The sequence below is a fragment of the Stenotrophomonas sp. NLF4-10 genome, assembly GCF_022359915.1.
In the GTDB taxonomy this organism is placed as follows: domain Bacteria; phylum Pseudomonadota; class Gammaproteobacteria; order Xanthomonadales; family Xanthomonadaceae; genus Stenotrophomonas; species Stenotrophomonas daejeonensis.
On the sequence record NZ_JAKSEE010000003.1, the window covers coordinates 2,582,747 to 2,601,588 of the forward strand.

General features: G+C 69.3%; 18 protein-coding genes and 2 pseudogenes. 5 read left to right on the forward strand and 15 right to left on the reverse strand.

From position 1 onward, the window contains the following. Positions 1–109: 109 nt before the first annotated feature. Positions 110–721 (forward strand): DUF937 domain-containing protein, encoded by a 612-nt coding sequence (locus MIC98_RS12140; protein ID WP_239738169.1) that lies wholly within the window; start codon positions 110–112, stop codon positions 719–721. Between the two features lie 184 nt (positions 722–905). On the opposite strand, the gene MIC98_RS12145 is transcribed toward MIC98_RS12140, so the two are convergent. Next, complete coding sequence (locus tag MIC98_RS12145; protein WP_239737356.1) at positions 906–1,316, reverse strand: S4 domain-containing protein; 411 nt, start codon at positions 1,314–1,316, stop codon at positions 906–908. After that, positions 1,309–1,569 (reverse strand): hypothetical protein, encoded by a 261-nt coding sequence (locus tag MIC98_RS12150; RefSeq protein ID WP_239737357.1) that lies wholly within the window; start codon positions 1,567–1,569, stop codon positions 1,309–1,311. Before MIC98_RS12150 ends, MIC98_RS12145 begins: the two co-directional genes overlap by 8 nt. 111 nt (positions 1,570–1,680) lie before the next feature. Between MIC98_RS12150 and MIC98_RS12155 the strand changes: the two genes are divergently transcribed. Then, on the forward strand, positions 1,681–3,141 hold the full coding sequence (locus MIC98_RS12155) for an MATE family efflux transporter (RefSeq protein ID WP_239737358.1): 1,461 nt from the start codon (positions 1,681–1,683) through the stop codon (positions 3,139–3,141). A 37-nt stretch (positions 3,142–3,178) separates the two neighbouring features. Here MIC98_RS12155 and MIC98_RS12160 read toward each other — a convergent pair. Next, positions 3,179–3,301, reverse strand: a pseudogene (locus tag MIC98_RS12160) (IS110 family transposase); the annotation flags it as partial. 81 nt (positions 3,302–3,382) lie between these two features. Here MIC98_RS12160 and MIC98_RS12165 point away from each other — a divergent pair. Then, positions 3,383–3,868, forward strand: a pseudogene (locus MIC98_RS12165) (DeoR family transcriptional regulator); the annotation flags it as partial. A 159-nt stretch (positions 3,869–4,027) separates the two neighbouring features. Here MIC98_RS12165 and rplS read toward each other — a convergent pair. The 8 genes from rplS to ffh form a co-directional block, all read right to left on the reverse strand. Then, positions 4,028–4,435, reverse strand: coding sequence for a 50S ribosomal protein L19 (gene rplS / locus MIC98_RS12170; protein ID WP_057641396.1), 408 nt, complete (start codon positions 4,433–4,435; stop codon positions 4,028–4,030). 349 nt (positions 4,436–4,784) lie between these two features. Continuing rightward, a complete protein-coding gene (gene trmD, locus MIC98_RS12175; RefSeq protein WP_239737359.1) occupies positions 4,785–5,531 on the reverse strand; it encodes a tRNA (guanosine(37)-N1)-methyltransferase TrmD in 747 nt (248 codons plus the stop codon). A gap of 5 nt (positions 5,532–5,536) precedes the next feature. Beyond that, positions 5,537–6,052: a ribosome maturation factor RimM gene (rimM, locus tag MIC98_RS12180; RefSeq protein ID WP_239737360.1), complete on the reverse strand. Its 516-nt coding sequence runs from the start codon at positions 6,050–6,052 to the stop codon at positions 5,537–5,539. Between the two features lie 39 nt (positions 6,053–6,091). Next, on the reverse strand, positions 6,092–6,352 hold the full coding sequence (rpsP, locus tag MIC98_RS12185) for a 30S ribosomal protein S16 (RefSeq protein WP_054664242.1): 261 nt from the start codon (positions 6,350–6,352) through the stop codon (positions 6,092–6,094). A 175-nt stretch (positions 6,353–6,527) separates the two neighbouring features. Further along, entirely contained in the window at positions 6,528–7,322 is a 795-nt protein-coding gene (locus MIC98_RS12190; protein ID WP_239737361.1) for an aminotransferase class IV family protein, read from the reverse strand. Next, the gene (locus tag MIC98_RS12195; protein ID WP_239737362.1) at positions 7,319–8,389 is read right to left on the reverse strand and encodes a nitronate monooxygenase; all 1,071 of its coding nucleotides are present in this window, start codon (positions 8,387–8,389) and stop codon (positions 7,319–7,321) included. The genes MIC98_RS12190 and MIC98_RS12195 overlap by 4 nt, the downstream gene beginning before the upstream one ends. A gap of 80 nt (positions 8,390–8,469) precedes the next feature. Next, positions 8,470–9,753 (reverse strand): hypothetical protein, encoded by a 1,284-nt coding sequence (locus MIC98_RS12200; RefSeq protein WP_239737363.1) that lies wholly within the window; start codon positions 9,751–9,753, stop codon positions 8,470–8,472. A gap of 40 nt (positions 9,754–9,793) precedes the next feature. Next, positions 9,794–11,173: a signal recognition particle protein gene (gene ffh / locus MIC98_RS12205; RefSeq protein ID WP_239737364.1), complete on the reverse strand. Its 1,380-nt coding sequence runs from the start codon at positions 11,171–11,173 to the stop codon at positions 9,794–9,796. A gap of 110 nt (positions 11,174–11,283) precedes the next feature. Here ffh and ccsA point away from each other — a divergent pair, with 110 nt between their 5' ends. Next, complete coding sequence (gene ccsA, locus MIC98_RS12210) at positions 11,284–12,075, forward strand: cytochrome c biogenesis protein CcsA (protein WP_239737365.1); 792 nt, start codon at positions 11,284–11,286, stop codon at positions 12,073–12,075. A gap of 62 nt (positions 12,076–12,137) precedes the next feature. Here the strand turns inward: ccsA and radA are convergent, their stop codons facing one another. After that, entirely contained in the window at positions 12,138–13,529 is a 1,392-nt protein-coding gene (gene radA, locus MIC98_RS12215) for a DNA repair protein RadA (RefSeq protein WP_239737366.1), read from the reverse strand. A 187-nt stretch (positions 13,530–13,716) separates the two neighbouring features. Between radA and MIC98_RS12220 the strand changes: the two genes are divergently transcribed. Continuing rightward, positions 13,717–15,774, forward strand: a complete 2,058-nt coding sequence (locus MIC98_RS12220) for a bifunctional diguanylate cyclase/phosphodiesterase (RefSeq protein WP_239737367.1) — start codon at positions 13,717–13,719, stop codon at positions 15,772–15,774. 100 nt (positions 15,775–15,874) lie between these two features. Here the strand turns inward: MIC98_RS12220 and cyoD are convergent, their stop codons facing one another. From cyoD to cyoB, 3 genes are read right to left on the reverse strand one after another with little or no spacing between them, the layout of a single operon-like run. After that, positions 15,875–16,219: a cytochrome o ubiquinol oxidase subunit IV gene (cyoD, locus tag MIC98_RS12225; protein WP_239737368.1), complete on the reverse strand. Its 345-nt coding sequence runs from the start codon at positions 16,217–16,219 to the stop codon at positions 15,875–15,877. Next, positions 16,219–16,845 (reverse strand): cytochrome o ubiquinol oxidase subunit III, encoded by a 627-nt coding sequence (gene cyoC, locus MIC98_RS12230; protein ID WP_239737369.1) that lies wholly within the window; start codon positions 16,843–16,845, stop codon positions 16,219–16,221. Before cyoC ends, cyoD begins: the two co-directional genes overlap by 1 nt. Continuing rightward, on the reverse strand, positions 16,842–18,842 hold the full coding sequence (gene cyoB, locus MIC98_RS12235; RefSeq protein WP_239737370.1) for a cytochrome o ubiquinol oxidase subunit I: 2,001 nt from the start codon (positions 18,840–18,842) through the stop codon (positions 16,842–16,844). The genes cyoC and cyoB overlap by 4 nt, the downstream gene beginning before the upstream one ends.

An 18,842-nucleotide genomic window follows, 5' to 3' on the forward strand; every position in this document is an offset into this window, starting at 1 on the left:
GGCGGCGGCCCGGCATCACCGGGCCTCACCCTGCCTCGCAGGGCATGCCTGCAACGGCCGCCGCGGCGCTACCATGCCGGTGTTCACCCACCGCAAGGACCACGCCACGATGAGCCTGACCGACGACCTCCTTTCCCAGCTCCAGGGCGCACCGCTGCAGCAGGTGTCGCAGCAACTTGGCCTCGACAGCCAGCAGGCCTCCGGCGCCATCGGTGCGGCGCTGCCGCTGCTGATGGGTGCGCTGGGCAACAACGCGGCCAAGCCGCAGGGCGCCGAAGCCCTGCTCGGCGCCCTGCAGAACAACCACAGCGGGCTGGACATCGGCAGCGTCCTCGGCGCGGTGCTCGGTGGCGGCGGCAACAGCGCGGCGGCCGATGGCGCCGGCATCCTCGGCCACATCTTCGGCGGCAACCAGGGCCGCGCCGAGACCGGGCTGGCGCAGGCCACCGGCCTGAGCCAGGGCAACGCCAGCCAGTTGCTGAAGATCCTCGCCCCGATCGTGATGGCCTACCTCGCCCAGCGCATCGGCAGCGGCGGCCAGCAGGCCAGCGCCGGCGGCCTGAGCCAGATCCTCGGCCAGGAAAAGCAGCACGTGGCGCAGGCCGGCGGCATCGGCGGCAACCTGCTCGGCAGCGTGCTGGACCAGGACGGCGACGGCCAGTTCGGCGTGTCCGACCTGATCAAGCTCGGCAGCGGCCTGCTGGGCAGCGGCAAACGCTGAAACCGGCGCAATCCGAACGACGAAACGCCACCGCGAGGTGGCGTTTTCCGTTTGGGTTCTCCGGCTGAAGACGATGCACGAAAGCTCACGGCCGCACCGTGGAGCGGGGCTTGCCCCGCTGGGGCTCTACCGGGAAGGCCCCATGCGGGGCGAATCCCGCATCAACGAGCGTCCTGATGCACTCCTACAGCGCGTCGATGTCGCCCAGCGCGCGGATCAGCCGCCGCGCGCGCTTGTCGGGTTTGTGCTCCGGCGGTTGGTAGCCGTCGCGGGCGGCGGCGCGTTGCCGGCGCCGTTCCTCGCGCGCCTGTTTCGACGCAACGGTTTCCTCGTACAGCGCCTGCGCCACCGATGCCGGGCCGCGGCTGTCGCTCAGGCCGCGCACCCCGATCTCGAACACCTCGTCGCCGCGCTGCACGCGCAGCGCGTCGCCCACCCGGACACTGCGCGAGGACTTGGGCCGCTGCCCGCCGACCTCGACCTTGCCGGTCTCCACCGCCTGTTTGGCCAGGCTGCGGGTCCTGAAGAAGCGCGCCGCCCACAGCCACACGTCCAGGCGGACGCCGGCCGCCGGTGCGTTTTCCGCTTCAGTCATGCTTTTTCTTGAAGTCCACTTCCATCGCGTCCTTGCGCGGCTGGCCGATGGTCCAGTTGAGGCTGTCGTCGGGGTTGCAGCGCTTGTCGCGCAGCGAACGCGCGCCGCTGGCGCGCTCGCTGTCGAGCCGGTCGTTGCCGACCAGGCAGTCGGCATGGTCGGCCGGGCGCACGTTGGCATCCATCAACCGATCGGAACTGGCGCAGGCCGACAGCCCCAGCAGCACCATCGCAGCACACACGTGTTTCAGCATCGTCCTCTCCTTGCACCGGCGGAACCCGGTCAACGCCGCATCGTAACGCCGGCCGCAACCGCCGTCACACCGGCAATGCTAGTGTCCGCATTCATCCACCGACCGACGCCCATGACGCCTGCCGCTTCGTCCCGTTCGCTGACCGAAGGCCCGATCGGCCGCAGCCTGCTGCTGTTCGCCCTGCCCATCCTCGCCGGCAACATCGCGCAGTCGCTGAACGGCTCGGTCAACGCGATCTGGGTCGGCAAGTTCCTCGGCGAGGCGGCGCTGACCGCCACGGCCAACGCCAACAACATCATGTTCTTCCTGATCGGCTCGGTGTTCGGCATCGGCATGGCCGCCACCATCCTGATCGGCCAGGCCATCGGCGCGCGCGACCTGCCGCAGGCGCGGCGGGTGATGGGTACCAGCGCCACCTTCTTCATCGGCCTGTCGGTGGTGATCGCGGTGCTGGGCTGGTTCCTGTCGCACCGGCTGCTGCTGGCGATGGGCACGCCGGCCGAATCGCTGGCGATGGCCGACGCCTATCTGCGGGTGATCTTCCTGGCGATGCCGCTGCTGTACGCCTTCGCCTTCCTCACCGCGGCGCTGCGCGGCGCCGGCGACTCGCGCACGCCATTCCGCTTCCTGCTGCTGTCGGTGCTGCTGGACATCGGCATCAACCCGCTGCTGATCTTCGGCCTCGGCCCGTTCCCGGAACTGGGCGTGGCCGGCGCGGCATGGGCCACGTTCTGCGCGCAGGCGCTGTCGCTGGCGGCGTTGCTGCTGTACCTGCGCAACAAGCGGCACATGCTGTGGCTGGGGCGTAAAGACGCGGCGCTGCTGAAGATCGACGCGGCCATCCTCAAGGCGCTGGTGGTCAAGGGCGTGCCGATGGGCCTGCAGATGGTGCTGATCTCGCTGGCGATGATCATGATGATCAGCATGGTCAACGGCTACGGGGTGGACACCGCATCGGCCTACGGCGCGGCCTTGCAGCTGTGGACCTACGTGCAGATGCCGGCGATGGCGATCGGCGCGGCGTGCTCGTCGATGGCGGCGCAGAACGTGGGCGCCGGGCTGTGGCAGCGGGTGGACGCCACCGCGCGCACCGGCGTGCTGTTCAATTTCCTGCTGACCGGTGCGCTGATCGCGCCGATCATCCTGTTCGACCGCAGCACGCTGGCGCTGTTCCTGCCGGCGGCCAGCCCGGCGCTGGAGATCGGCCGCCACCTCAACCACATCGCGGTGTGGTCGTTCCTGTTCTTCGGGGTGAACTTCGTGGTCGCCGGCGTGGTGCGCTCCACCGGCGCGGTGGTGGCGCCGCTGCTGGTGCTGGCGGTGGCGATGTGGGGCATCCGCGTGCCGTTCGCGCTGTGGATGCAACCGCTGATGGGTGCCGACGCGATCTGGTGGAGCTTCCCGGTCAGCGCGTTCTGCTCGATGCTGCTGATCATGGCCTATTACCGCTGGGGCAACTGGCGCAAGGCGAAGATGATGGCCGCGCCCAACCACGCCGGGGAGCTGGCGACGCCGGCCGAGGTGCCGGCCTTGCCGCCGTCGCCGGTGGCCGACCCGGATGCCGGCACCTGACAAGCACGCACCAGCCGTGTAGGAGTCAACTGTCATTTCATGCGGAGCTGCCTTTTGGGTTCCAAGGCAGGTTGTCGCGCTGCATTGCGTTGAGCATGGTGAGGTACTTGCGCATGCAGGCGGTGACGGCCAGTTTTTTGGGTTTTCCGGCGTCGACCAGCCGTCGGTAGGTCTCGGCCAGCGGTGAGCGCGCCCGGATGGCGGCCCAGGTGGCCATGTACAGCACCCGGCGGACGTCGGGATCATCATCGACTCCGGCTCGACCACCATGACCCTGGCCCGCCACCTGCGCGGCCACCGCGAGGTGACGGTGATGACCAACGGCCTGAACATCGCCTGGGAGCTGGCCAACGCGCCGGGCGTCAATGTGCTGCTCACCGGCGGCCTGCTGCGCAAGCAGTCGCTGTCGCTGCAGGGCAGCCAGGCCGAGGCCAGCCTCACCTCCTACAGCTTCGACACCCTGTTCCTCGGCGTCGACGGGCTGGACCTGCAATTCGGCCTGACCACCCACGACGAGGCCGAGGCGCGGCTCAACCACCGCATGGTCGAGCGCGCGCGGCGCATCGTGGTGCTGACCGACGCCTCCAAGTTCGGCCGCGTCAGCCTGCACCGCATCGCCCTGCTGGAGCAGGTGCATGCCGTCATCACCGACGCCGGCATCGACGATGCCACCCGCGAGGGGTTGCAGCAGCGCGGCATCGAGGTGGTCGTCACCGACATGACGTAGGTGCGGGGCTTGCCCCGCACGATCCACCCGATCCACCGGGCATCGCCGCCGGCGGCATGCGGCGTGCGGGGCAAGCCCCGCACCTGCGCCCCCCCGCAAACGCAAACGGCCGCCCGAAGGCGGCCGTTGCTGCAACAGGCGCAAAGCCCGTGGCGGCTATTACTCGGCGGCCTTGGCGGCCTGGCGCGCGGCCTTGGCCTGCGCGGCGGCGGCCAGGTCTTCCTTGATGCGGGCGGCCTTGCCTTCCAGGCCACGCAGGTAGTACAGCTTGCCGGCGCGGACCTTGCCGCGGCGCTTGACGTCGACCGAGTCGATCAGCGCGCTGTGGGTCTGGAACACGCGCTCCACGCCGTAGCCGTGGGAAATCTTGCGCACGGTGAACGAGGAGTTCAGGCCGGCGTTCTTGGTGCCGATCACGACGCCTTCGTAGGCCTGCACGCGCTCGCGGTTGCCTTCCTTGACCTTGACGTTGACCACGACGGTGTCGCCTTGGCTGAACTTCGGCAGTTCGCGGGTGATCTGGGCGGATTCGAAGTCCGCGACGATGGATTTGTTCAGCTTGCTCATGATTGCACCGATGTATTCGGGGTGGTCGTGTCGTTTCGACAGCGTGGGCTCATGCAGTCACCGGATTGCGCTGCACGTTTGTTGTAGTGGTAGCCGCCACTGCCGGTCAGGCAATGGCAAGCCGCGCATTCTAGCGTACCTTCCGGGCACAGCGCCAGCTGCTTCCATCGTAGGTGCCGGGCTTGCCCGGCACGGGGCTCTGCCGGTAAAGCTTCATGCGGGGCAAGCCCCGCATCTACGGCAATTTCCCGCGCGCCTCGTCCAGCCGCGTAGGTCGGGGCTACGCCCCCGACGGCGAAGCCGACATTCCGCGTGATCGGACACCAAGCGTCGGGGGCGTAGCCCCGACCTACGGGTCCTGCCCGGCTTCGCGGGCCTCGTCCAGCAGCTTGCGGTCGGCCTTGTCCAGGGCTGCCTCGTCCAGCAGGTCCGGGCGCCGCAGCGCGGTGCGCAGCAGCGACTGCTGCCGGCGCCAGCGCGCGATGGCGGCATGGTTGCCCGAGCGCAGCACCTCCGGCACCTCGCCCAGTTCATGGCTGGCCGGCTGGCTGTAGTGCGGGCAGTCGAGCAAGCCGTCGCCCTCGAAGCTGTCCTGCACCGCCGACTCGGCATCGTTCAGCGCGCCCTCCTGCAGGCGGGTGACCGCATCGACGATCACCGCCGCGCCCAGTTCGCCGCCGGACAGCACGTAGTCGCCGATGGAGATTTCCTCGTCCACCTCGGCGGCGAGGAAGCGTTCGTCCACGCCCTCGTAACGGCCGCACAGCAGGATCATCCGCGGCAGCGCGGCCAGTGCATGCACCCGGGCCTGGGTCAGCGGTCGCCCCTGCGGGCTGAGGTAGATCAGCGGCGCCGGGGTCGGATCGGCACTGCGCGCCGCGGCCAGCGCGGCGCGCAGCGGCTCGATCAGCATCACCATGCCCGGGCCGCCGCCGAACGGGCGGTCGTCCACGCGGCGGTAGTTGCCCCCGGCGTAGTCGCGCGGGTTCCAGCCGCGCAGGTCGAGCAGCCCGCGCTCCTGCGCGCGGCCGACCACACCCAGCGCGGCGGACTGCGCGATGAACTCGGGGAACAGGGTGATGACGTCGATGCGCACCGGGGTCAGAACTCCGGGTCCCAGTCCACCACGATCAGGTTGGCGTCGAAATCGATGGACTTGACCACGTCGTCCAGCACGAACGGCAGCATGCGCTCGCGGTCGCCGCGCACCACCAGCACGTCGTTGGCGCCGGTGTCGAACAGGTGCGACACCCGGCCCAGCTTCACGCCGTCCACGGTCTGCACGTCCAGCCCTTCCAGGTCGACCCAGTAGTACTCGTCCGGCTTCGGCGGCGGCAGCGCGCTGCGCGCGATGTAGATTTCGGTGCCGCGCATGGCCTCGACCACGTTGCGGTCGTCCACGCCGGGGAAGGTGGCCACCAGTGTTTTGCTGGCCTCGCGGCCACGCACGCCGCTGATTTCCGATTCCTGCCCCGCAGGGGTGCGCAGGATCCACGGCTGGTAGTTGAATATGCCCAGCCGCGGCTCGGTCCAGGACTCGAGCTTGAGTTCGCCGCGGATACCAAAAGCGCCGGTCACCCTGCCCAGCAGGATCCGGCGCTCGCTGTCTTTCTTCATGACGACCGCCGGGCCGCGCTTGCGCGCGGCCCGCCAGGATCAGGCCGCAGCGGCCTGGGCCTTGGTCGCTTCCTTGTACAGGTTGCGAACCTTGTCGGTCAGCTGGGCGCCGTTGGCGACCCACTTGTCGACGGCGGCGATGTCCAGCACCACGCGCTGTTCGGCGCCCTGGGCGACCGGGTTGTAGTAGCCGACGCGCTCGATGTTGCGGCCGTCGCGGGCGCTGCGCACGTCGGTGACGATGATGTGGTAGAACGGACGCTTCTTGGCGCCGCCGCGGGTCAGTCGGATCTTGACCATGGTGGTTTTTCCTTTGTAGCCCAGTCGCCAGGATGGCGCGGTAAGCCGGCGATTATAGCGGCGGTGGCGGTGCATTCCAAGTCCGCGCCTGAACGTGGGCAACCCCTGCCGTAAGAGCGACGCCAGTCGCGAAGGGGCTTTCCCGGTAGAGCGCCGGTCGCGACGGGCGTCGCTCCTACAGGGGTTGCCAAGGCGCCTGGGCCTTGGCTTGCCGCAGCTGTTGCAGCAGTTCCTCGGATTGCGTGAACGCCTGCCCGCCGATCCGGCCCAGCGGCCACAGGCCGGTGGCGTTGCAGGCCACCGCGCCGGTGAAGGCGGCAAGCGCATCCAGCGCAATGCAGCGCCGGCATTGCGCCTGCCCCAGCGCCTCCAGTCCCGCGCCCAGCAATTGTTCGGTAACGCCACGCAACGCCGCGGCCTGCGGCCATGTCACGCAGGCGCCGTCCCACAGTGCCAGGTTCCACGTGCTGCCTTCGCTCACGTTGCCGGCCATGTCAACGAACAGGGCATCGTCAAAACCTGTACGCATGGCCTGCCGGCGGTGGTGGAACAGCGGGAAGGTGCCGACGTGCTTGATATGTGGCGATTCGCGTTCGTAATGCACCGGCAGCGCCGTGCGAGCGACCGCCGGCGCCGTGGCCGGCCCGGAAACAGCGACCAGCACGTCCACCGGCACCGCGCGCAGCGGCTGGCGGAAATCGAAATCGCGCGAGAACACGGTGATGCGCAGCGATGCGTCCTGCATGCCGCACCGCGCCAGCGCCTGCCGCAGCCACGCCCGCAGTTGCGCTTCGTCCAGCGCCGCATCGAACAACTCGCGCGTGCCCTGCTGCAGGCGCTGCAGGTGCAGCGCCCAGCCCTGCACCGCGCCACCGCGCACCTGCATCGAAGTGAAGTGGCCGTAGTTGACCAGCGCGGCGCCGGCCAGCGCCGCGTCGAGCGGTTCGCCATTGCAGAACAGGCGGCTCACAGCAGCGCCTGCGCCTGCTGCCACATCGCCCGCAGGATGCCGGCGGCCGGCCCGCGTCGTGCCATCCACGCCGCCTGCCCGGCCCAGGCCTGCATCGTCTCCAGGCGGTCATCGGCCTTGGCCTGCCGGCGCATGCCGGCGGTGAGCCCGCGCTGCACCGGGTAGGGCCGCGGACGCGGCGCATCCCCGGCCTCGGCGGCCCGGACATGGGCGGTATCGAGCGCGCGCCCCGCCCGGCCGCTGAAGACGCGGGTGACGCGCGTGCCCTCCGGCTCGGAATCGGCCAGGGCCTGCTTCCATGCATCGGGAATGTCGGACTCCTCGGCGGCAAGGAAGGCGGTACCCACCTGCACCGCGCTGGCGCCCAGCATTAGCGCGGCGGCCACGCCACGGCCGTCGGCGATGCCGCCGGCCGCGATCACCGGTATGTCCAGCCGGTCGACCAGGCGCGGCAGCAGGGCGAACAGCCCGGTCATCTGCGCTTCGGCGCGCCCGGCGTCGAACGCGCCGCGATGGCCACCGGCCTCCATGCCCTGCGCGACCACCGCGTCGGCGCCGGCGGCCTGCGCCAGCCGCGCCTCCTCCAGCGTGGTCGCGCAGGCGAACCAGTGGATGCCGGCGTCCTTCAAGCGTCGCGCCTGCTCGGCGGAAAGCACGCCCATGATGGTCGAGGCCACCGCCGGGCGGGCATCGAGCAGCGCCGCGAACTGCGCATCGAAGTCGGCTGGCGCGGCATCGCCCGCCTCGACCGGCACCGGCGGCCCCCAGCGTTCGAGGAAGGCGCGGGTCGCGGCCTCGGCGGCGGCATCGCGCGGCGGCGGCGGGTCGGGCACCCACAGGTTGACCTGCGCCGGCCCGGAAGCGCCCGCGCGAAAGGCCGCCATCCACCGGCCGATGTCCTGCGGCTGCGACAACACCGCGCCCATCGCGCCCATGCCACCGGCATTGGCCAGCGCCTGCGACAGCGCCACCGGGCAGGCACCGGCCATCGGTGCCAGCAGGATCGGCAGCTCGACGCCGAAGCGGTGGCGGAAGTCGTCGATGCGTCGCCGGATGTCCGGATTCATGCCGCGCTCCATTCGGGAAGCCCGATCATCGCCGAGCCCCCCCGCTGGCGCCAATCCCGGCAGGTCACGCGGGCGGCGCTTCACGCCATGCCCCGCGGCACCGGCATCAGCATCCGGTACCAATCCTCGACGCGGCCTTCGCGCAGGTCGAAGTCGCGCACTGCCCGCGGGCGTTGCAGGAAGGCGCCCCACAGCCGCAGGTCGACGAAATCCGTCGCCGGCCGGCCGCGCCATTCCGGCGGCCCATGCAGTTCCAGTTCGAGGCAGTAGAAGCCGTCGGCATCGCAGGTGAACGCATGGCGGCCATCGGTGGTGCCGCCGTCATAAAGGCCCGGCCCGCGCACGAACCCGTACAGCCGCAGGCTGCCGTCGGTGAAGCCCGTCGCGCCGTCCTCGCGCGGCAGGCGGCGGTCGAACTCGCCGGCCTGCCATGCCTGTTCCAGCACCAGCACGTCGCCGCGGCTCAGTTGCAGGTACCAGCGGTGCAGGTGCCGGTACTGCGCCAGCCAGTCGATGGCCGGGTCGGCGATGCCCGCCACGTCCCAGGCATCGGCGGCATTGGCGAACAGCAGCACCGCGCCTTGCGGTACGCCTGCCGGCTCGTGCACCGGCAAACGTGCATGCGCTGGCGGGCGGTCCTCGCCTTCGATCCGTACCACCAGCCCTCCCGCCCGGTCATGCTCGTACCGGCAGGCCGACGCCGGCGCCGGCTCCAATGGCAGCGACAAGGCCTCCGGCGTCGGCACGCCCAGCCAGACGCCGATGCTGCCGCATCCCGTGGCACCGCCTGGGTCGTCCTGGCCGATGCCCAGCGAATGCACGCCGGCATGTTCGATCAGGATGCGGGTCTCCTCCCGGCTGCCCACGTCGAACCAGCGTCGTCCGCCCTGCCCCGGCGGACACAGGTCGCAGGGCCAGCGCACCGGCTCCCGGCCATCCCGCGCGGCAGGGTGGAAGCGGAGCAGCAGTACGTCGCCGGCGCGCAGGAACAGGTCTTGGGTAATGCAGATGTCCGCACGCGGGTAGCGCTCGTTGTGGAACGGCTCGATGTCGGCGACATGACGGCGCCATTCGCGCCCGGCCGCGGCCGGCACGGACAGCACATCGGCACGCGGCACCGGGCCATGCAGCGGCGCCAGCGCGGCGGCGGACGACACGCCCCGCGGCTCGCCCTCCTGCGACTCCGCCGCAGCCAGCGTTGGAGCACGCCGCCGGAACAGCGCATCGACCAACCCGGCCAGCAACGCCAGCGCAACCCACAGCACCAACGTCGCCGGCAGCAAGGCCCAGCCCGAAGCCAGCCATGCGGCCAGCACCAGCGCCAGGCACAGGTGGATGCAGTGCCGTCCCGGCGACCAGTTCATGGCGGGACGTGGCCCGGCGTTCCGCGGCGCCCGCGCCGGCTCAGCGGAACGGCAGGCCGCCGCGGCCGCCCATCGCGCCGAGCATGCCCTTCATGTTGCGCATCATGCCCTTCATGCCGCCGCCGGCCAGCTTGCCCATCATCTTTTCCATCTGCATGTACTGCTTCATCAGCTTGTTGACGTCGGCAGGCTGGGTGCCGGAGCCGCGCGCGATGCGGGCACGGCGCGAGCCGTTGAGCAGGCCGGGGTTGCGCCGCTCCTTTTTCGTCATCGAATTGATGATGGCGATCATGCGCGGCACTTCCTTGCTCTGGCTGGCCTGCTGCTTGAGGTGCTCGGGGATCTGCCCCAGGCCCGGCAGCTTGTCCATCAGCCCGCCGATGCCGCCCATGTTCTGCATCTGCTCCAGTTGGTCGCGCATGTCGTTGAGGTCGAACTTCTTGCCCTTGGCGACCTTCTCGGCCAGCTTGGCCGCCTTGTCCTTGTCGACCTGCTGCTCGACCTGCTCGACCAGCGACAGCACGTCGCCCATGTCGAGGATGCGGCTGGCCACGCGCTCGGGGTGGAACACGTCCAGCCCGTCCACCTTCTCGCCGGTACCGGTGAACTTGATCGGCTTGCCGGTGACGTAGCGCACCGACAGCGCCGCGCCGCCGCGGGCGTCGCCGTCGGTCTTGGTCAGCACCACGCCGGTCAGCGGCAGCGCCTCGCCGAACGCCTGGGCGGTGTTGGCCGCGTCCTGGCCGGTCATCGAATCGACCACGAACAGGGTTTCGGCCGGGTTGACCGCCGCGTGCAGCGCCTTGATCTCGGCCATCATCGCCTCGTCGATGGCGAGGCGGCCGGCGGTATCGACGATCAGCACGTCGGCGAAGGACTTGCGTGCGTCGTCGATGGCCGCGCGGACGATGTCCACCGGCTTCTGCTCCGGCGCCGACGGGAAGAACAGCACGCCGGTCTGCTCGGCCAGCGTCTTCAACTGCTCGATCGCGGCCGGGCGGTAGACGTCGGCGCTGACCACCATCACCTTCTTCTTGCGCTTTTCCTTCAGGTGCTTGGCCAGCTTGCCGACCGTGGTGGTCTTGCCCGCGCCCTGCAGACCCGCCATCAGGATGATGGCCGGGGCCGGCACGTTGAGGTTCAGGTCGCTGGCCTGCGCGCCCATCACCGCGGTGAGTTCGTCGCGCACCACCTTGATCAACGCCTGGCCGGGCGTCAGCGACTTGAGCACTTCCTGGCCGACCGCGCGCACCTTGATCTTCTCGATCAGCGCCTGCACCACCGGCAGCGCGACGTCGGCCTCCAGCAGCGCGATGCGCACCTCGCGGGTGGCCTCGCGGATGTTCTCCTCGGTCAGGCGGCCACGGCCGCGCAGGCGCTCGATGGTGCCGGAAAGGCGCTGGGTCAGGGACTCGAACATGCGGGGCAACCTGCGGAAACGAATGCGATAGAACCGGAATTATAGCCGGCGGCCGCCTCCCGCCACCCGCACATGCGGCCTTTGCCGCCGGCATGTGCGAAACTTCGCAGATGGCAATCGTTCTCATCTCCCTGCTGTTGTACCTGACCGCGTCGCTGCTGCTGGTCCGCGGCATGGGCGATGCCCGCCAGCGGCCGTCACGCGCCTGGCTGTGGCCGGCCGGTGCGGCGATCGTGCTGCATGGCGGCTACCACCTGACGGTCGCCCTGCACACCAGCGGCGGGCCGGACATGCACTTCTTCGCCGCGCTGTCGCTGGTGGCGCTGGGCATGGCGGTGCTGACCGCGCTGGTGGGCGCGCGCGGGCGCATGGCCGCATTGGGCGTGGTGGTGTTCCCGCTGGCGGCGCTGTTGCTGCTGGCCTACCACGGCCACGGCCACGCACCGAGCAAGGAACTGGACTGGCAACTGGCCAGCCATGCCTGGCTGGCGCTGCTGGCCTACGCCACGCTGAGCATCGCCGCGCTGCTGGCGATCATGCTGTGGCTACAGGAACGCGCGTTGCGCCGGCGCGACTTCCGCCCGTGGCTGCGTGCGCTGCCGCCGCTGGCCGACCTGGAACTGCTGCTGTTCCGCACCATCGCCGTCGGCTTCAGCCTGCTGACCCTGACCCTGGTCACCGGCGTGCTGTTCGTCGACGACCTGCTGGCGCAGAAGCTGGTGCACAAGACCGTGCTCAGCGTGCTGTCGTGGCTCGTGTTCGGCACGTTGCTGATCGGGCGCCGCCGCTATGGCTGGCGCGGGGTCAAGGCGGTGCACTGGACGCTGAGCGCGATGGTGCTGCTGTTGCTGGCCTTCTTCGGCAGCCAGTTCGTGATCGAGCTGGTGTTCGGCCGGGGGTAGGCGCCGGGCCTGCCCGGCATGGGGCTTCAACGGGACAGCGCCATGCGGGGCAAGCCCCGCATCTACTCGGCCGCTTCCAGCGCCTGCGACAAGCGTTCCACCGCGATCACCTCCATGCCCTTCACCGTGCCGCCCTTGGGCGCGTTGGCCTTGGGCACGATGGCACGCTTGAAGCCATGCGTGGCCGCCTCGCGCAAGCGCTCCTCGCCATTGGGCACCGGGCGGATCTCGCCGGACAGGCCCACTTCGCCAAACGCAATCGTCTTTTCGGCCAGCGGCTGGTCGCGCAGGCTCGACAGCACCGCCAGCAGCACCGGCAGGTCGACCGCGGTCTCCTGCACACGGATGCCGCCGACCACGTTGATGAACACGTCCTGGTCGCCGACCATCACCCCGCCGTGGCGGTGCAGCACCGCCAGCAGCATCGCCAGCCGGTTCTGCTCCAGCCCCACCGCCACCCGGCGCGGGTTGGACAGCGGCGATGAATCCACCAGCGCCTGCACTTCCACCAGCAGCGGCCGGGTGCCCTCGCGGGTGACCATCACGCAGCTGCCAGGCTGGCGGGTGCTGCCGCCGGACAGGAAGATCGCCGACGGGTTGGGGACTTCCTTCAGGCCCTTCTCGCCCATCGCGAACACGCCCAGCTCGTTGACCGCGCCGAAGCGGTTCTTGAACGCGCGCAACACCCGGAAGCGGCTGCCGCTCTCGCCTTCGAAATACAGCACCGCATCGACCATGTGCTCGAGCACGCGCGGGCCGGCGATGCCGCCTTCCTTGGTGACGTGGCCGACCAGGAACACCGCGGTGCCGGTTTCCTTGGCGTAGCGCACCAGCCGCGCCGCGCTCTCGCGCACCTGGCTGACCGAGCCTGGCGCAGCGGTCAGGGTTTCAGTCCACAGCGTCTGCACCGAGTCGGCGACGATCAGCTTCGGCCGCGCCGCGCTGGCGTGCTGCAGGATCAATTCGATGCCGGTCTCGGCCAGCGCGTTGACCCCGTCCAGCGGCAGGTCCAGCCGCACCGCGCGGCCGGCCACCTGCGCCAGCGATTCCTCGCCGGTGACGTACAGCACCGGCAGCGTGCCGGCCATCTTCGCCAGCGCCTGCAACAGCAGCGTGGACTTGCCGATGCCCGGATCGCCGCCGACCAGCACCACCGCGCCTTCGACCAGCCCACCGCCCAGCACGCGGTCGAACTCGCCGATGCCGGTGGACACGCGCGCGTGCTCGCTCTGCCGCACGTCCTTGAGCGCAGTGATCCGTGGTGCCTCGGCCTTGCCGGCCCAGCCGCTGCGGCGCGCGGCCGGCGCCGGCGCGGCGGCGGCGCTTTCCAGCACCACCTGGCTGAGCACGTTCCAGACCCCGCACTCGGTGCACTGCCCCTGCCACTTGCCGTATTCGGCGCCGCACTCACTGCAGACATAGGCGGTGCGCGCCTTGGCGGGGGTCTTGGCCATGATCGGTTCCGGGGGAAGGGGCCCATTACTCTAGCCTGCCGCATTCGCAGCAGCCGAGACCACGGCAGGCCCCGGCACATCCTGAAGGAATCCCCACCGCCGGCACGGCCACCGTTCAAGAACCGCGGCCGCCGCTCCGATACCGGTGCACTTCTTCAGCATCGCGCGGCCTCCCGCTCCGCTTCCCATGATTGGTACTTACAGCCCGGCCCTGGTGGCCGCTTCCCTGCTGGTCGCCATCCTGGCGTCCTATACCGCCCTGGACATGGCCGGCCGGCTCGCCACCGCCCGCGGCCGCGGCGTGCATGGCTGGATGGCCGGCGGCGCGTTGGCGATGGGGCTGGGCATCTGGTCGATGCACTTCATCGCCATGCTGGCGTTCCGGCTGCCGGTCCCGGTCGGCTACGACCTGGCGTTGACCCTGTACTCGCTGGCGGTATCCGTGGGCGCCTCGGCCTATGCGCTATGGCTGGTGTCGCGCCCGCAGCTGCCGCTGCCGCGGCTGCTGGCCGGCGCGGTGCTGATGGGCCTCGGCATTGCGGCCATGCATTACCTCGGCATGGCCGCGATGCGCATGCAGCCGGGCATCGACTACGACCCGCTGTGGCTCGCGCTGTCGATCGCGGTCGCCATCGGCGCGTCCGGCGCGGCGCTGTGGATCGCCCTGCGCCTGCGCGGCGAAGGCCGGCATACCCTCCCGCTGCGGATGATCGCCTCGCTGGTGATGGGCCTGGCCATCGTCGGCATGCACTACACCGGCATGGCCGCCGCGCGCTTCCCCGACGGCGCGGTCTGCGCCGCGGCCATCGACGGCGGGCTGGAAGGCCGCTGGCTGGCGGTGCTGGTGATCATCACCACCCTGGGCATCATCGGTATCGCCCTGATCGCCTCGCTGTTCGAGCAACGCATGCACAGCCGCACCGGGCGCCTGGCCAGTTCGCTGGCGCGCGCCAACCACGAGCTGGTACAGGCCGCGCTGCACGACCCGCTGACCCGCCTGCCCAACCGCATGCTGCTGCAGGACCGCATCGAACAGGCGCTGGAGAAGGCGCAGCGCCACGGCACGCTGGTGGCGGTGATGTTCTGCGACCTGGACGGCTTCAAGCTGGTCAACGATGCCTATGGCCACCCGCTCGGCGACCGCCTGCTGGTCCGGGTCGGCGAGCGCATGCGCGCGCTGCTGCGGCCGCGCGACACGCTGGCCCGGCTCGGCGGCGACGAGTTCGTGGTGGTGCTGAACGTGGAAGCGCCCGACGACGCGGTGCTGGTGGCCGAGCGCATCATCGCGGCAATGGCCGAGCCGTTCGTGATCGACAGCGCCGAACTGCAGCTGAGCGCCAGCCTCGGCATCGCCCTGTACCCGGACGATGCCACCGACCAGCGCGAGCTGATGGCCCACGCCGACGCGGCGATGTACCACGTCAAGCAGGGCGGGCGGAACGGCTACACCTTCTTCACCCAGTCCATGCAGGCCGGCACCAGCCACCGCCTGCGGCTGCTGCAGGACCTGCGCAAGGCGCTGGCGCGCGACGAACTGGTGCTCCACTACCAGCCCAAGTTCCCGGCCAGCGGGCAGGCCCCCAGCGGTGCCGAGGCGCTGCTGCGCTGGCGCCACCCGGAACTGGGGCTGCTCGGCCCGGACACCTTCATCCCCATCGCCGAGCGCAGCGGCCTGATCCTGCCCATCGGCGACTGGGTGCTGGACCATGCATGCGCGCAGCTGCGCGCGTGGCACGACGCCGGCCACCCGGACTGGACGATGGCGGTGAACCTGTCGCCGCTGCAGTTCGCCTCGCCCGCGCTGGTGGAGAACGTGCGCGACACGCTGCGGCGCCATGCACTGGAACCGTCGTCCCTGACCCTGGAGGTGACCGAAACCACCGCGATGAAGGACGTCGAGGCCAGCCTGCAACTGCTCAACGCATTGACCGCGATGGGGGTGAAGATCGCCATCGACGACTTCGGCACCGGCTATTCCAGCCTGCTCCACCTCAAGCGCATGCCGGCCACCGAGCTGAAGATCGACCGCGCCTTCGTCCACGACCTGGAACACAACACCGAGGACGCGGCCATCGTCTCCTCTATCGTCGCCCTAGGCCGTTCGCTGCAACTGCAGGTGGTGGCCGAAGGCGTGGAGACGGCGGCCCAGCGCGACTACCTCGACCAGCTGGGTTGCGACGTGCTGCAGGGCTACCACCTCGGCAAGCCGATGGATGCGGACGAATTCCTGCGCCGTGCCGGTTGAAACCACCGCAGGCGTCGGCACCGGGAACCGGTAGTACCGGCCATGAAGACGAAAGCCGCCCGGAGGCGGCTTTCGCTGGCATCGCCGATGGCGCGCGGCGTCAGTGGACCATCATGAAGTAGTTCATGTTCCACATCACCCACAGCGTGCCGGCGACGATGATGCCGATCATGATGAGGGTGAACAGGCCGACGTTGACGTTCCAGCGCTGCGCCGAGGAGCGGTCCAGGTGCAGGAAGAACACCAGGTGCACCAGCAGCTGCAGGACGCCGCAGACGAGGATCACCAGACCGGTCGCCAGGCCGCTGGACAGGCCGCCGGCCATCACCACCCAGAACGGGATGACGGTCAGGATGGCGGCCAGCACGAAGCCGGTCAGGTAGGACTTGACGCTGCCGTGGCTCTCGCCGCCCGCGCCGTGGGCATGGTTGTCATGTGCGGACATCACAGGGCTCCCGACAGGTAGACGACAGAGAACACGCCGATCCAGACCAGATCGAGGAAGTGCCAGAACAGGCTCAGGCACGCCATGCGGGTGGTGTTGGTCGAGGTCAGGCCATCGCGCTTGAGCTGGATGAACATCACCAGCAGCCACAGCAGGCCGCCGCTGACGTGCAGGCCGTGGGTGCCGACCAGCGCGAAAAACGCCGACAGGAAGGCGCTGTGGTCCGGGCCGTGGCCGTGCTGGACCAGGTGATTGAACTCCCAGATCTCCATGACCATGAAGCCCGCGCCCAGCAGCCAGGTGACCGCCAGCCAGCCGAACATCAGGCCGAGCTTCTTCCGGTGCATGGCGATCATGCCCAGGCCGAAGGTCAGCGAGGACACCAGCAGCAGCGCGGTTTCGCCGGCGACGAACTTCAGGTCGAACAGTTCCTTCGCGTCCGGCCCACCGTTGGTGCCGCCGGCCAGCACCACGTAGGTGACGAACAGCGAGGCGAAGATGAGCAGGTCGCTCATCAGGTAGATCCAGAAGCCCAGCACGGTGTTGCCACCGCTGTCGTGGTGCTCGTGGTGGTGGTCCGCCGCGTGCGCGGCGGCATCGTGGTTCATGTGGGCGATGCTGCTCATGCCTTCACCTCTGCCTTCACCAGGCCCTGCGCGATCAGGTGCTGGCGGTGTTCGTTCTCGATGCGCTCGACCTCGGCGGCCGGCACCCAGTAGTCCACGTCCTTGACGAAGCTGCGGGCGATGAAGGTGCCGATCATGCCGACCAGGCCGACGACGGCCAGCCACCAGATGTGCCAGATCATCGCGAAGCCCAGCACCAGGCTGAAGGCGCCCATGAACACGCCGGCGGCGGTGTTCTTCGGCATGTGGATGTCGCTGTACTGCGCCGGCTTCGGCCACGCCTCGCCGCGCTGCTTGCGGCGCCAGAAGTCGTCCAGCTCCTCGCCCTTGGGCAGGGTCGCGAAGTTGTAGAACTGCACCGGCGAGGCGGTTTCCCACTCCAGCGTGCGCGCGTCCCACGGGTCGCCGGTCAGGTCCGCGTTCTTCTTGCGGTCGCGGATCGAGACGATGATCTGGATGATCTGGCACAGCACGCCGGCGCCGATGATGAACGCACCGATCATCGCGGCGACGAAGTACGGCTGGTAGTCGGCGTTCGGGTAGCTCTGCAGGCGGCGGGTGACGCCCATGAAGCCGAGCGCGTACAGCGGCATGAAGGCCAGGTAGAAGCCGATGAACCAGCACCAGAACGCGCGCTTGCCCCACGTCTCGTCCAGCTTGAAGCCGAACATCTTCGGGAACCAGTAGGTGATGCCGGCGAACATGCCGAACACCACGCCGCCGATGATGACGTTGTGGAAGTGCGCGATCAGGAACAGCGAGTTGTGCACCACGAAGTCGATGGCCGGGATCGCCAGCATCACGCCGGTCATGCCGCCGATGACGAAGGTGACCATGAAGCCGATCGTCCACAGCACCGGGGTATCGAAGTGCACGCGCCCGCGATACATGGTGAACAGCCAGTTGAATATCTTCACGCCGGTGGGGATCGAGATGATCATCGTCGTGATGCCGAAGAAGGCATTGACGTTGGCGCCCGAGCCCATCGTGAAGAAGTGGTGCAGCCACACCAGCATCGACAGCAGGCCGATGCAGGCGGTCGCGTAGACCATGCCCTTGTAGCCGAACAGCGCCTTGCGCGAGTAGGTGGCAATGACCTCGGAGAACACGCCGAACGCCGGCAGCACCAGGATGTAGACCTCGGGGTGGCCCCAGATCCAGATCAGGTTGACATACAGCATGGCGTTGCCGCCGGCATCGTTGGTGAAGAAGTGCATGCCGAGGTAGCGGTCCAGCGTCAGCAGCACCAGGGTCAGGGTCAGCACCGGGAAGGTGGCCACGATCAGCACGTTGGCGACCAGCGCGGTCCAGCTGAACACCGGCATGGTCATCAGCTTCATGCCCGGCGTGCGCATCCGGAAGATGGTGACCAGGAAGTTGATGCCGCTCAGCGTGGTGCCCAGGCCCGACACCTGCAAGCCCCAGATGTAGTAATCGACACCGACGCCGGGGCTGTACTCCTTGCCCGACAACGGCGGGAACGCCAGCCAGCCGGTCTGCGCGAATTCACCCACGCCCAGCGAGATCATCACCAGCGCCGCGCCGGACAGGAACAGCCAGAAGCTGAGCGAGTTCAGGAACGGGAACGCCACGTCGCGCGCGCCGATCTGCAACGGCACGACGAGGTTCATCAGGCCGGTGATCAGCGGCATCGCCACGAAGAAGATCATGATCACGCCGTGGGCGGTGAAGATCTGGTCGTAATGGTGCGGCGGCAGGTAGCCTTCCGCGCCGCCGGCGGCCACCGCCTGCTGCATACGCATCATCACCGCGTCGGCGAAGCCGCGCAGCAGCATGATGAAGGCGACGATCAGGTACATCGCGCCGATCTTCTTGTGGTCCACCGAGGTGAACCACTCGTTCCACAGATAGCCCCACAGCTTGGCGCGGGTGACCAGCGCCATGATGATCAGGCCGATCAGGCCCGCCGCCGCGAGCGTGACCATGACGATCGGCTCGTGGTACGGGACGGCTTCAAGAGTCAGTTTGCCCAGCAT